This window comes from Flavobacterium aquidurense (genome assembly GCF_031458035.1).
In the GTDB taxonomy this organism is placed as follows: Bacteria; Bacteroidota; Bacteroidia; order Flavobacteriales; family Flavobacteriaceae; genus Flavobacterium; species Flavobacterium aquidurense_C.
The window spans coordinates 205,860-219,005 of record NZ_JAVDXR010000006.1 but is presented as its reverse complement, the minus strand read 5'-3'; the positions used below and the strand labels follow the sequence as shown (position 1 = coordinate 219,005).

Here is a 13,146-nt window from a genome sequence, read left to right as displayed (position 1 = left end):
TGAAAGAGATAAATTAATCTTCATCGTCTTCATCATCTTCGTCTGCAATATCATCGGGATCTTTATCTTCATCGTCGTCGTCACCACCATCCACATCAGGTTTGTCTTCTTTTTCTTCCTCCTCGTCATCATCAATATCATCATCAAGATCCAGGCCTTTTACTGGTTCGATTGTGTCAACATCAACGTCGATATCATCGTCCTCATCGTAATTTTCAATTCTGTCAGCAAGTTTAGTACTAATTTTTACCAAATAAATAGTGTCTTCAGTACGAACTTCAACAGCTTCAACTAATTCGTTTTTAGCATTTCTAAAACGGATCACATCCGAATCATCATAACCATCAGGAAATTTTTCAACCAAAAGGTTTAAAATTTCGTTGGTAAGTTTTGCGTAGTCTACTATAACTCTTTTCATAAATTATCTATAAATCTAATAAATATGCAAAAATTAACGGAGCAACAATTGTAGCATCCGACTCAATAATAAATTTCGGGGTTTTAATGTCTAATTTACCCCAGGTGATTTTTTCGTTTGGAACTGCTCCGGAATAAGAACCATAACTGGTTGTTGAATCTGAAATTTGGCAGAAATAACTCCAAAACGGAATATCATGCATTTCCATATCCTGGTACAACATTGGCACTACACAAATAGGGAAGTCACCAGCAATACCACCACCAATTTGGAAAAATCCAATTCCGTTAGCGCTATTTTTTGGATACCAGTCAGCAAGGAATGTCATATATTCAATTCCTGATTTCATGGTAGATGCTTTTAAATCACCTTTGATTACGTATGAAGCAAAAATATTTCCCATTGTACTATCTTCCCATCCCGGAACGATAATAGGTAAATTTTTCTCGGCTGCAGCATACATCCAGCTATCTTTTAAATCGATCTCATAATATTCTTCTAAGACACCAGACAACAACATTTTGTACATGAATTCATGAGGAAAATAACGTTCTCCTTTGTCATCAGCATCTTTCCAGATTTTATAAATGTGTTTTTGTAAACGACGAAACGCTTCATGCTCAGGAATACAAGTGTCTGTAACACGGTTTAATCCTCTTTCAAGTAAAGCCCATTCGTCTTCTGGGGTTAAATCACGGTAATGTGGCACTCTTTCATAATGAGAGTGTGCTACTAAATTCATGATGTCTTCTTCTAGATTGGCTCCGGTACAAGAAATAATCTGTACTTTATCTTGTCTAATAATTTCGGCAAAAATTTTACCAATTTCTGCTGTACTCATAGCGCCAGCCATACTCACCATCATTTTAGCACCATTTGCCAATTGTTGTTCATATGCCTTTGCAGCATCAACTAAAGCGGCAGAATTAAAGTGTAAATAATGTTTTTCAATAAACTGACTGATAGGTCCTTTCATTTTTTTGTTTTTTTTTGAATTAAAAGTTTAACCTTTTAGATGATACTGCAAATTAATAATTTTATAGATATCAAACATTTAATTTGCAAGTCTTTTTTATACTTTTTTTGTGTAGCCTAAAATCTTCAAAACATCGTCAGAAGTCTGCTGTTCTGAGAAAACCTCAGTTGCCAGAATTCCGTTTTCATCACGATCTATTAAAATATGTTTTGGCTGCGGAATCAAACAGTGGTGTAAACCACCGTAACCTCCAATTGTTTCCTGATACGCTCCCGTATTAAAGAAACCAATATACAATGGCTTTTCTTTGTTATATTTAGGCAAATAAATGGCGTTCATATTTTGTTCTGAATTGTAATAATCGTCACTATCACAAGTCAATCCTCCTAATAAAACCCGCTCATACGTGTCATTCCAGCGGTTAACCGCCAACATGATAAAACGTTTGTTTATAGCCCAAGTATCTGGCAAAGTGGTGATGAATGACGAATCAATCATATTCCATTTTTCTCTATCATTTTGTTGTTTTTGATACAAAATCTGATAGATAGCGCCACCGCTTTCACCTACTGTAAATGATCCAAATTCTGTAAAAATATTAGGAACATCAACTTCGGCTTCATCGCATGCAATTTTAATCTGATTGATAATTTCATCAATCATATATTGATAATCATATTCAAATGCAAGGGAGTTTTTAATCGGGAAACCACCTCCAATGTTCAAGCCATCTAGAGTAGGGCATTCCTTTTTAAGTGCAATGTATACTTTAATACATTTTACCAACTCATTCCAATAATATGCTGTATCATTAATTCCGGTATTGATGAAAAAATGAAGCATTTTAAGCTCTAATTTATCATTCTCCTGAATTTGTTTCTTGTAAAAAGCAACTATATTTTTATATCCGATACCTAATCTTGACGTATAAAACTCAAATTTAGGCTCTTCCTCAGCTGCAATACGAATTCCTATCTTAAATTTACCTTTAATTTCACCTTGAAGCAAATCTAATTCTTCATAATTATCAATAATTGGAATAGTATTTTTATGTCCGTTATTGATTAATCTGGCGATGTTGGTAATATATTCGTCTCTTTTAAAACCATTACAAATAACATAGGTACTCTTATTGATTTTACCATTTTCCAACAAATTTTCAACAATATTAATGTCAAAAGCCGACGAAGTTTCAACGTGAATGTTATTTTTGAAAGCCTCATTCATAATGTATTCAAAATGAGAACTTTTTGTACAATAACAATAGTAATACTTTGCTTCGTATTTGTTTTTTTCCATTGATTTTCTGAACCAGGCTTTGGCCTTATTAATGTTTTCAGAAATCTGTGGTAAGTAAGTAAATTTTAATGGGGTACCATATTGTTCAACTAATTTCATCAAATCAATATTGTGAAATTGTAAGTTGTCCTTGTTTAATTTAAATTCCTCCTGAGGAAAGTAATATGTTTGATTAATTAGATCGGAATATTTTGTATTCATTTATTTTTCAATATTTTAAGTAGTAATTATAAATTTAGTAAATGATGCTAAATCTAAAATTCAAACCCTAATATTGGCAAATACTATCTCTAGTTTTTCATGTTCTGCTTTAGATACTAAAAACACATCAAAACAAAACGGACTCTTACTATTATAAAAACGGTTCAGCATTCTTAGTAAAGAACTATTGAGACGGTTTCTATAAGAACTAAAGTGTCTTTGTTTGTTGTTTGTTTTCATCGTGGCAAATGTAAAAAATAATATATACCTAAAGCAATGCTTTTGATTAAAAAAAGTTTAAGATTTATAATCCTGAAACGCGTCTAGAATCAATTTATTTTCAACGGATTGATTAATTTTTATTTTTCCGATGCCTTCAATAAGGGCAAACTGAATTAAACCGTACTCATTTTTTTTGTCATGAATAAGCAATTCTAAGATCGGATCGAGGTCGTTTTCTTCAATCACTACATCATCATAAATGCTTTTAATAGCTGTTTTAATTTCAGCATACTCATTCGTAGTTATTAAGTTTTTATGCAATGAAATATAACTTTCCAATATCATTCCAATTGCAATCGCTTCCCCGTGTAATAATGTGGTTTTAGTTTCGCTTTCTAAAAAATAACTTTCGATAGCATGCCCTAAAGTATGTCCGAAATTCAATGCTTTACGGATATTTTTCTCTGTTGGATCCTGAATTACAATATCATTTTTAATTTCGACTGAACGATAAATTAATTCATCAAAATCAGCATAATCAATTGATTTCAAGTCTAAGAATTGTTTCCAATACGCAGCATCATATATAAGTCCATGTTTTAGCATTTCTGCCAGGCCAGAGCGCATTTCGCTTTGTGGCAAAGTTTCAAGATATTGTGTATCAATTAAAACCATTTGCGGTACATTGATAACGCCAATTTGATTTTTAAGATTTCCCAAATCAACACCTGTTTTTCCTCCAACAGAAGCATCAACCATTGATAATAATGTAGTAGGTATATTGATAAAATCTACACCTCTTTTAAAAGTTGATGCTACAAAACCTCCTAAATCAGTTACAACGCCACCGCCAAGGTTAATTACCAGCGATTTTCTGTCAGCACCAAGCTCTGTGAGAACATTCCAGATTTGGATGCAGGTTTCGATATTTTTATTGGCTTCGCCAGCTTCAAATTCTATTATTTCAATTGTTAAATCGGTTTCAAGTAAAGGCAAAAATGTAGGCAAACAATGTTCATTTGTTTCATTATCAACTATAATAAACAAATTAGAATATTTATTTTCTTTTAAATGTGCATTTAAAGCTTCGTATGCATTTTGATTGAAATGTACGAGATAATTATTGGCTTGAATAGATTGCATATCGTTTTGGTTAATTGAAAGCGCAAAATACGGCATTTTTGACGAAATAATATCCAAATTTCACCCTAATTTGTTTTAAAATTAATGATTCTAATTAAGGATTTAATTGGGAATTCTAATTTCTTTACTTTTAAACTGTACAATAAAAAGTAGTAAACTTTTACTTCATAATTTAACATTTGACAGCATCTTATTAACGATATTAAAAAATATGATGCCATTTAGTAAATAATATTCAAAACACTCTATATCTTTGCATAAAAATTAAACTTAATGGAAAAAATATTCGATAACACTCAAGTTGCATTTTCACTTAAAAGTGATACCGAACTTGACAGGGCTTATTTTCTTTTTAAAATGATTGACAGTGAACCTTTGGTACGAATTGGTACAGCGGTTACTAATTTTGCAATCAAAGCGCATCTTCCCGTTGAAGGATTGATTCGCGCGACTGTATTTGATCATTTTTGTGGTGGAGTAAATGAAAATGACTGTATATCAGTAGTTGATAAAATGTTTACTAAAGGTGTTTCATCTGTTTTAGATTATTCAGTTGAAGGAAAAGAAGAAGAGGAGCAGTTTGATGCTGCTTTAGAAATGACTTTAAAAACAATAGAATTTGCTAAAGAAAGATTAGCGATTCCTTTTGCAGTTTTTAAACCAACAGGTCTTGGTCGTTTTGAATTGTATGAGAAATTAGGAGAAAAACAAACTTTAAATCCAACAGAACAAGCGGAGTGGGATAGAGTGGTAGCGCGTTTTGACAAAGTTTGCAGTGAAGCGCACAAAAAAGATGTTGCTTTATTAATTGATGGTGAAGAAAGCTGGATGCAGGATGCTGCTGATGACTTGGTTACTGATATGATGCGCAAATACAATAAAGAAAAAGCGATTGTTTTTAATACTTTACAAATGTACCGTTGGGATCGTTTAGACTATTTGAAAAAATTGCATGAAGTGGCAAAAGCAGAAGGTTTCTTTATTGGAATGAAATTAGTTCGCGGTGCTTATATGGAAAAAGAAAACAAAAGAGCCGAAGAGAAAAACTATGTTTCGCCAATTTGTGTTTCTAAAGAAGCTACTGACGTAAATTATGATGCCGCAGTTCATTATATGTTAGAGCATATCGAAACAATGTCAATTTTTGCTGGTACTCATAACGAATTGAGTTCTTATAAATTGATGGAAATGATGCAGGAAAGAGGAATTGCTAAAAACGACAACAGAATCTGGTTTGGGCAATTATACGGAATGAGCGATAATATTAGTTACAACTTAGCTGAAAACGGTTATAATGTTGCTAAATATTTGCCATTTGGGCCTGTAAAAGATGTTATGCCATACTTAATTCGTCGTGCTGAAGAAAATACTTCTGTTGCTGGACAAACAAGCCGCGAGTTATCTATGATCAAGGCAGAACGTAAGAGAAGAAAAGGGAAATAGTTTAGATTTTAGATTTTAGATTTTAGATTTTAGATTTTAGATTTTAGATTTTAGATTTTAGATTTTAGATTTTAGATTTTAGAAAAAAAACCATTTGCTATGCAAATGGTTTTTTTTTTTGGAATTTAGAATTTATAAATTGGAATTTCTATTTTATGAATTACTAAATTGAAGATTACTTAAATTTTTGTAAATACCATTTTCAAGATTTATAAGTTCCTGATGTGTACCTTCTTCTGTAATTTTTCCGTTATCTAAAACCAGGATTTTATCTGCATTTCTAATTGTTGACAAACGATGCGCAATAATAATACTTGTTCTTCCTTCCATTAAAACTTCTAATGCTTCCTGAACTAGTTTTTCGCTTTCACTGTCTAATGAAGATGTTGCTTCATCCAGAATTAAAATACTCGGGTTTTTAAGCAATGCTCTTGCAATCGCAATTCTTTGACGCTGACCTCCTGATAATTTAACTCCGCGTTCTCCTACCAATGTTTCGAATTTTTCAGGAAAACCTTCAACAAAATTTAATGCATTGGCTTGTTTAGCTGCTAACATAATTTCTTCATCAGAAGCATCTGGTTTACCGTATGCAATATTTTCTCTAATTGTTCCTCCAAACAATATTACATCTTGCGGAACAATACTCATATTACCACGAAGGTTTTCTAAATCATAATCGTAGATATTTTTTCCATCAATCAGAATTTCACCTGAAGTAATGTCATAAAATCGTAATAAAAGAGATGAAATAGTAGATTTTCCTGCTCCACTAGGACCAACAATGGCAATTTTTTGACCAAATTCGGCAGAGAAATTAACTTCTTTTAGAACTTCAACTTCCTTACGGGAAGGATAACTAAAGGCAACATTCCTGAAAGAAACATTTCCATTGATTTTTTCAATAGAGGAAGATGTTTTCGGATTTGCATTGATTGCTTCCGGAGTTTCTTCTAATAATTCGAATACACGTTCTGTTGCTCCAACTGCTTTCTGAATTTGAGCATACATTTCGGCAATACCTCCAAACGACGCGCCAATAAAGGTTGTATATAAAACGAATGAAATTAAATCTCCAATGCCTTCAACTTCACCTTTAATCGTCAAGGTAATTCCATACCAGACAACAGCAACCACACATCCGAAAAGACATAAAATAATGAACGAAGCGAAATAACCTCTATACTGACCGCCTTTAATAGCGATTTTTACAATTTCTTTGATTTTATTTTTATAGCGTTGAATTTCGTACCATTCGTTAGCAAAAGCTTTAACATTGCTGATTCCCTGAAGCGTTTCCTCAACAATCACCTGACTTTCGGCTACTTTATCTTGAGTTTTTTTTCCGTATTTACGAATAAATCTTCCGAAAATAACTGCTGCAACAGCAACAATCGGCACAATTGCCAGCATCATTAAAGTCAGTTTTGGACTGATACTACCTAAGATAACAAAACCTCCTATAATTAATATAAACTGACGTAAGAATTCAGCAATTGTAGTAGTAAAAGTGTCTTGGAGTTGTGAAATATCAGCACTGATTCGGCTATTTAATTCTCCTACACGTTTTTGAGAATAAAACCCCATTGGCAGTTTTACCAGGTTTTCATATAATGCAAAACGAATATTTGATAAAGAATTCTCTGTGAAATTTACAAATAATGAAATTCGAAAAAACGAAAAGATCGCCTGTAACGTCAGGATTGCCATAAGTCCGACTGCAATTTCATTTGCCCTGCTCAGATCTTTATTAGTAACACAATCAACCAGCATTCCCATTAATTTAGGAAAGGCGAGGGCAGTGGCACTAGTTAATAAGAGGAAAACCAAGCCAAGGAAAAATTTCCATTTGTGGCCTTTGCCATATTTAAAAATTCGGATTGCTTTTTGAAGGGAATTAGAGTCTAATTTAGCTTTAGGTAAATCGTTTTCTTGAAATCTTGCCATTTGTATATACAATTTAAAGGTATGCAAATGTATGATTATAGCGAGTGACTTCAAAAGAATATTGTAAATTACCCTTTCAGATTTCGTTTTTTAACTTAATACTAACAAAATAACAATTTTTATTTTCTTTTTAAGAAGCTGAAAAATAGCTTAGTAAATTAAATCGTTAAAAAATATTTCATTTTTTTTCTAAAAACACTTGCAAATACGAATTCTAGCTGTATATTTGCACTCGCTATCACAAAATAGCAACCTAGTAAAATAGGGCGATTAGCTCAGCTGGTTCAGAGCACCTCGTTTACACCGAGGGGGTCGGGGGTTCGAACCCCTCATCGCCCACAAAAATTTAGAAACCTTCGAAGTCATTTGATTTTGGAGGTTTTTTTTTGGTTCGAAATATTGATTTATTAGGTAAAATCAACAACCATTACTATTTAAAGGTATTCAATGGTTCGAATAACGTAAGGTCGTACAATATTATACATTATTTAATTAACGAGTAATTAGTTCTTTTAATGTTTTGAATTTATTGCATTAAAAGAATATGAAATCATTAAATAACTCCAAAGAGTAAGTTTATTTTCATCCTGGATCTTTGGAAGATATTTCATCGAATCTGTTGACTGATAAAAAGAAAATGCATAATTTATTTCCAACTCTTTGACAGGTATATATTTAAAGGAAAGATCATTTTCAAATCCAAGAAATTTTGTTGCTTCCTGACCCAAATTATTTAACAAAGGATATTGCGTATAGAAAAAATGAAAATCGGAACGCAATGATAGCTTATTACTTAAAGAGATTGATGTAAAAAGATAGGGATCTATTAAACCTTTTCGATTAACATCATTTGGAAAACGAGTAAATACATTCATGTTCCCATTAAACTTCCACGTAACACCATATAAAACGTCAAAATCTCCTGAGCTATCACTAGACAATTTAGGACTGCTGCCACTGATTATTTCAGCGCCCAAACGCCAGTTAATTTTTTCCAGAGACAATTTAATTTCAGGCTGGAAATAATAGGCAAACAATTTTTGTCCTCTTTAGTTACGTCCAAACTGTAAATAACTATTCAATGTATAATACCAAAGTTTCTTTTTAAATTCTATTCTTCCACCCGAAGTCGCACGGGCATACATTTCTCCTGAATTTGTGTTTTCTAAAAAATCCACGGCATTCATCGAATTAAAAGATAACTCTTTATTATAATTATAACTGAAAAAGTTTACCAATAAGTATTTGTATTTATTGGATGCTACTGGAGAATAGGTCGGTTCAAACTCAGAATCATATTTGCGAGTAAACAAAAAGAAAAAGTCATTTGAGGAATGTTTAAAAGATTTCATTATTCGTATTCCTTCGTGGGCTCTTCCTTGCTGAGCCCAAGGGGCATCAGAAAATAATCTGCCATTATCTAACAAAACACTTTGTCTTCCCAGCCGAATATTGATTGACTTCAGTTTAGTTTCAAAAAATAACTGATAAAAATTAATGCTCCCCACTTTAGAATTGTCATTATTTTGATCCCAAAGATGTATTTCCTGCAAATCAGATTTTAATAGCCATTTTTCTCTTGCATATTGCATAGAAATCCTATTCCTCTGAGTAATGTAAAAATAAGGATCGATCGAGTCGTTAGGGGGAAGCATGTAATTTGAAGTATATTCAGCTCTTGGTCTTAATTCTATATTCGTTAAAAACTGCAGAGATTTACCCTTTCTTTCTTGCGCACTTACTTGAATGATAAATAAAAATAAAAAGAACAACGAGAGAATTTTTTTTACGGGTATTTTATTTATCATACTTCTTATATCCTATAGAATTAGTATGTAAAAATAATAATAGTATCTTCATTTGCAATAATACAATTCACTTTGTTAATTTTATTTACATCTATCTGTTAAAAAATAAATCTAAACCAAAGGTGACTACTTCAATCCCGTAAAAAATGGTTCGCAAACAGTCTACTAAGGAGCATAAAAAAAATCTTTAATTTCTTAAGGAGTTTTTTATAGTTATTTTCAATAAGTACTAGTATGCTAATTTACGCATTATTGATAATTAAATTACTGAATATTAATCATTTAGGCTTGGTTAATATATTCTAAACTGCAAAAAAATGATGCAAAAAATCACAAAAAATCCTCCATTATTTTTATAAGGGAGGATTTTATATGATTCAAAATAAATAATTGTTTTTAAGCTATAAACTCATCTTTTCTAATTCATTTTCCAGTCTGTCAAAATTCTCTTCATTTTTATCTACAACGTAAGGTTTCAATTTGGCGCATTCTTCAGGAGAGTCAAAAACCATTCTGAAAATGAGTTTTGTCTGGTTTTCAGCTATTTTATCAAAAGTTGCCACAATGTTAAAGAGCGGTTTTGAAATACGAATCCATGCAATTTCAGTTGGTTTTTCAATTTTTACAAATTCGCACTCATTCTGAAAATTTCCCTTGTCCGGAGCATGCATTACAAATTTCCATTTGCCGCCCGGTCGTAAATCAAATTCTTCAAATGTGTTCGTAAAACCTTTTGGTCCCCACCAATTTTTTAAATGATCTGGATTTGTCCAGGCTGCAAAAACAAGTTCCTGAGAAAATTCTAAAATTCTTGAACTTACAATTTCACTGTCGGGCGTTGTTGGGAAAGTTACTGCTTCCATTTTATAAATCTTTTAATTATTCTTTTAATTTTTTTCTGACTTTATATTTAACTCCATTATGGGTAAATAGCGATCTTTTATTTTGGTTGTGATTTGCCCTACTTTTACAAAATCAAATTTAGTGTAAAACGTTTCTGCATTCGGATCAGCGTTTAATGTTATCGTATTGATGCCTAATTTTCTTGCAATCATCAAAAAATGATTCATTGCGATTCTTCCTAAACCTTTTCCAATATATTCGGGTGAAATGAATAAATTATCCAATTTCACTGTTTTTTCATCTTTAAAATAAAAGGAATAATAGCCCGCAATTTTATCTTCAAAAACTAATTTGTAGACTGAATTTACTTCAATATATTTTTCTGAAACCGTTAAGGCATCAGCCCAAATTTCAATTTGCTCGTCAGAATATCCCCAGAAAGCCTTTGATTTTTTAGTGATTTCCGTTAAAACCTGATGGTCTTGCGGAATTGCTTTTTCTATAAACATATTGAATTTAAGGCTAAAATTAAAGGAATAAAAATAGCTAAAAAACGGCTTCTTTAAAAACTAAAGCTTTCTTAAATTCGTTTGAATACATTTTTAGTTGTTGTAAATTAGCTAGATACGATAATTTAAAATGATAAAAATCATGAAAAATAGAATCACATTAGCCATATTATTACTATTGTTTGTAATAACGGCCAACGCTCAAAAGAAAATTAAAACTGCTGAATTACCGAAAGCAGCTCAGGAATTTCTTCAAAAATATTTTTCGAATTCACCAGTTGATATTGCTAAAAAAGATGCAGAACATGGTGAAAAAGGTTACGAAGTAAAACTTAAGGACGGAACTGAAATCGAGTTCTGGAAAGACGGATCTTATCGCGAAGTTGACGGTGGTAAAAATCCGATTCCAACAGAATATATTCAGAAAGAAGTCAGAGAGTATGTTGCAAAAAATTATCCAAACGAAAAAATCACGCACATAGATTACGGGCATAAAGATCTCGACGTTGATTTGACAAACAGCATTGATTTGGAATTTACCAAAGAAGGGAAAATCTTAAAAGATAAAAATAATGAAGATGATTAATTCTTTGAACTTAAATCCTCTAAAACCAGCTGATTTTAGAGGATTTCCATTAAAATTTTAGTATAAACTTTTCACAAGTGTATAATCTTTATACACGGTGGCCGCAACAAAAAAACGTTAATCTACTCATTGTCAATTTTAAAAGCAATTGGCACGGGGCTTGTAAAATGGGATAGGGTTAATTTCTTTCTGTAACAATTTTTTATCGTTTTTGAACGATTAATAAATAAATCAAAAGGAAAACCTATTTAAATAAATGCCATTAAAGATAACAGCAATTGCCCATATGAAAAGTGAAACAATTAATCCAGAACAATTTTATTCTACAAATAACACTATCGATAACAACGAAAATTCTCTAAAAAATTCCATTTTTCGGGTTAACGATAAATCTTCAAAAAAAGTTATTAAAAAAACGACAAGCCCTCTAGGTTTAATGGTGCTTATAAGCACTTTTGTACTACTGCTAACAGGGGCTTATTTAGTCTACAAATTACAGCCAGACTTTGATCAGTTCCAAATTGACAGGATCAATTCGGCTTGGGGTCTGCCTTTTCTCATTATAGCCGCAGCGCTATTTTTCTTTCAAACCGGCTCATTTCTATATAATCTCTACCTATATTTTCGTTACAAGCCTATTGAGTCGGTTTCTAATGAATTATTGCCAACTTGCACTGTAATTGTACCAGCTTATAATGAAGGCAAATTAGTTTGGGATACATTGTTAAGCCTTGCTGAGAGCGATTTTCCTGAACAAAAATTACAATTGCTTGCCATTGACGATGGAAGTAAAGATGATACCTGGTACTGGATGCAGCAGGCGAAACTAAAATTAGGTGATCGTCTTGCTATTTATCAGCAGCCGGAAAATAAAGGAAAACGTCATGCTTTGCATCGTGGATTTGAGCTTGGAACGGGAGAAATTTTCGTAACCGTGGATAGTGACTCCATTGTAAAAAAAGATACTTTACGCAATTTAGTAAGTCCATTTATTGTAGATAAAAAGTGTGGGGCTGTCGCAGGGAACGTTCATGTTTTAAATAACAAAATAGCATTACTTCCAAAAATGTTAAATGTGAGTTTCGTGATGAGCTTCGAATTCATGCGTTCTGCTGAAAGTATGTTGGGATCTGTGCTTTGTACACCAGGTGCGGCGGCTGCTTATCGAAGTGATGCTGTTTTTGCCTGTCTTCCGGAATGGATTGATCAAACTTTTATGGGACAGCCATCCGATATTGGTGAAGATCGTGCTATGACTAACATGATTCTAAAACAGGGATTTCATGTATTGTTTCAAAGAAATGCCTACGTCTTGACAAATGTACCAGAAGAATACACTGGTTTGTATAAAATGTTTATCAGATGGGGCAGAAGCAATGTCCGTGAAAATATCATGATGGCACAATATGTTTTTAAAGATTTCAGAAATGAATCTAAATTTGGTGCCCGACTTTTATTCGTAAATCAATCACTAAAAATCATTATGGCTTATCCATTTTTAATATTTATGCTGATATTTATTGCCGTGCATCCTATATTATTTTTTAGTTCAACATTATTAAGCATTTTAATTGTTTCCAGTTTTTCAGTATTGTTTTATGGTAAGAGATATAGTTTAAAAGAAGCTTTTTGGGCTTATTCGTATAGTATTTTCTATACTTTCAGTTTGTTCTGGATTACACCATACGCCATCGCAACTGCCAATAAGAGAGGGTGGCTAACCCGAGGTTTATCTGAAATAAAATAAGACA

General features: G+C 32.2%; 12 protein-coding genes and 1 tRNA gene. 4 read left to right on the top strand and 9 right to left on the bottom strand.

What is annotated here, in order from left to right; genetic code table 11:
• Nucleotides 1-13: 13 nt before the first annotated feature.
• From J2X17_RS11790 to aroB, 4 genes are all read right to left on the bottom strand, one after another.
• Complete coding sequence (locus J2X17_RS11790; RefSeq protein ID WP_310298071.1) at nt 14-418, bottom strand: DNA primase; 405 nt, start codon at nt 416-418, stop codon at nt 14-16.
• A 7-nt stretch (nt 419-425) separates the two neighbouring features.
• Nucleotides 426-1,394: a deoxyhypusine synthase family protein gene (locus tag J2X17_RS11785; protein WP_115887172.1), complete on the bottom strand. Its 969-nt coding sequence runs from the start codon at nt 1,392-1,394 to the stop codon at nt 426-428.
• A gap of 96 nt (nt 1,395-1,490) precedes the next feature.
• On the bottom strand, nt 1,491-2,894 hold the full coding sequence (locus tag J2X17_RS11780) for a type III PLP-dependent enzyme domain-containing protein (RefSeq protein WP_310298068.1): 1,404 nt from the start codon (nt 2,892-2,894) through the stop codon (nt 1,491-1,493).
• Nucleotides 2,895-3,191: 297 nt separating this feature from the next.
• Nucleotides 3,192-4,259, bottom strand: a complete 1,068-nt coding sequence (gene aroB, locus J2X17_RS11775; RefSeq protein ID WP_310298067.1) for a 3-dehydroquinate synthase — start codon at nt 4,257-4,259, stop codon at nt 3,192-3,194.
• Between the two features lie 273 nt (nt 4,260-4,532).
• Between aroB and J2X17_RS11770 the strand changes: the two genes are divergently transcribed.
• Nucleotides 4,533-5,702: a proline dehydrogenase family protein gene (locus J2X17_RS11770; RefSeq protein WP_310298065.1), complete on the top strand. Its 1,170-nt coding sequence runs from the start codon at nt 4,533-4,535 to the stop codon at nt 5,700-5,702.
• A gap of 153 nt (nt 5,703-5,855) precedes the next feature.
• Here J2X17_RS11770 and J2X17_RS11765 read toward each other — a convergent pair whose 3' ends face one another.
• Complete coding sequence (locus J2X17_RS11765) at nt 5,856-7,649, bottom strand: ABC transporter ATP-binding protein (RefSeq protein ID WP_310298063.1); 1,794 nt, start codon at nt 7,647-7,649, stop codon at nt 5,856-5,858.
• Between the two features lie 264 nt (nt 7,650-7,913).
• Here J2X17_RS11765 and J2X17_RS11760 point away from each other — a divergent pair.
• Nucleotides 7,914-7,988, top strand: a tRNA-Val gene (locus J2X17_RS11760).
• 173 nt (nt 7,989-8,161) lie between these two features.
• Here J2X17_RS11760 and J2X17_RS11755 read toward each other — a convergent pair.
• From J2X17_RS11755 to J2X17_RS11740, 4 genes are all read right to left on the bottom strand, one after another.
• On the bottom strand, nt 8,162-8,686 hold the full coding sequence (locus tag J2X17_RS11755; RefSeq protein WP_310298061.1) for a hypothetical protein: 525 nt from the start codon (nt 8,684-8,686) through the stop codon (nt 8,162-8,164).
• 12 nt (nt 8,687-8,698) lie between these two features.
• Nucleotides 8,699-9,457 carry a hypothetical protein gene (locus J2X17_RS11750; RefSeq protein ID WP_310298059.1) on the bottom strand — a complete coding sequence of 253 codons (759 nt, stop codon included), beginning with the start codon at nt 9,455-9,457 and terminating at the stop codon, nt 8,699-8,701.
• A 401-nt stretch (nt 9,458-9,858) separates the two neighbouring features.
• Entirely contained in the window at nt 9,859-10,320 is a 462-nt protein-coding gene (locus J2X17_RS11745; RefSeq protein ID WP_310298057.1) for an SRPBCC family protein, read from the bottom strand.
• 24 nt (nt 10,321-10,344) lie between these two features.
• The gene (locus tag J2X17_RS11740; RefSeq protein ID WP_310298055.1) at nt 10,345-10,809 is read right to left on the bottom strand and encodes a GNAT family N-acetyltransferase; all 465 of its coding nucleotides are present in this window, start codon (nt 10,807-10,809) and stop codon (nt 10,345-10,347) included.
• 142 nt (nt 10,810-10,951) lie between these two features.
• Here J2X17_RS11740 and J2X17_RS11735 point away from each other — a divergent pair, with 142 nt between their 5' ends.
• On the top strand, nt 10,952-11,395 hold the full coding sequence (locus J2X17_RS11735) for a PepSY-like domain-containing protein (RefSeq protein ID WP_310298053.1): 444 nt from the start codon (nt 10,952-10,954) through the stop codon (nt 11,393-11,395).
• A gap of 286 nt (nt 11,396-11,681) precedes the next feature.
• A complete protein-coding gene (locus J2X17_RS11730) occupies nt 11,682-13,142 on the top strand; it encodes a glycosyltransferase family 2 protein (RefSeq protein ID WP_310298300.1) in 1,461 nt (486 codons plus the stop codon).
• Nucleotides 13,143-13,146 lie beyond the last annotated feature (4 nt).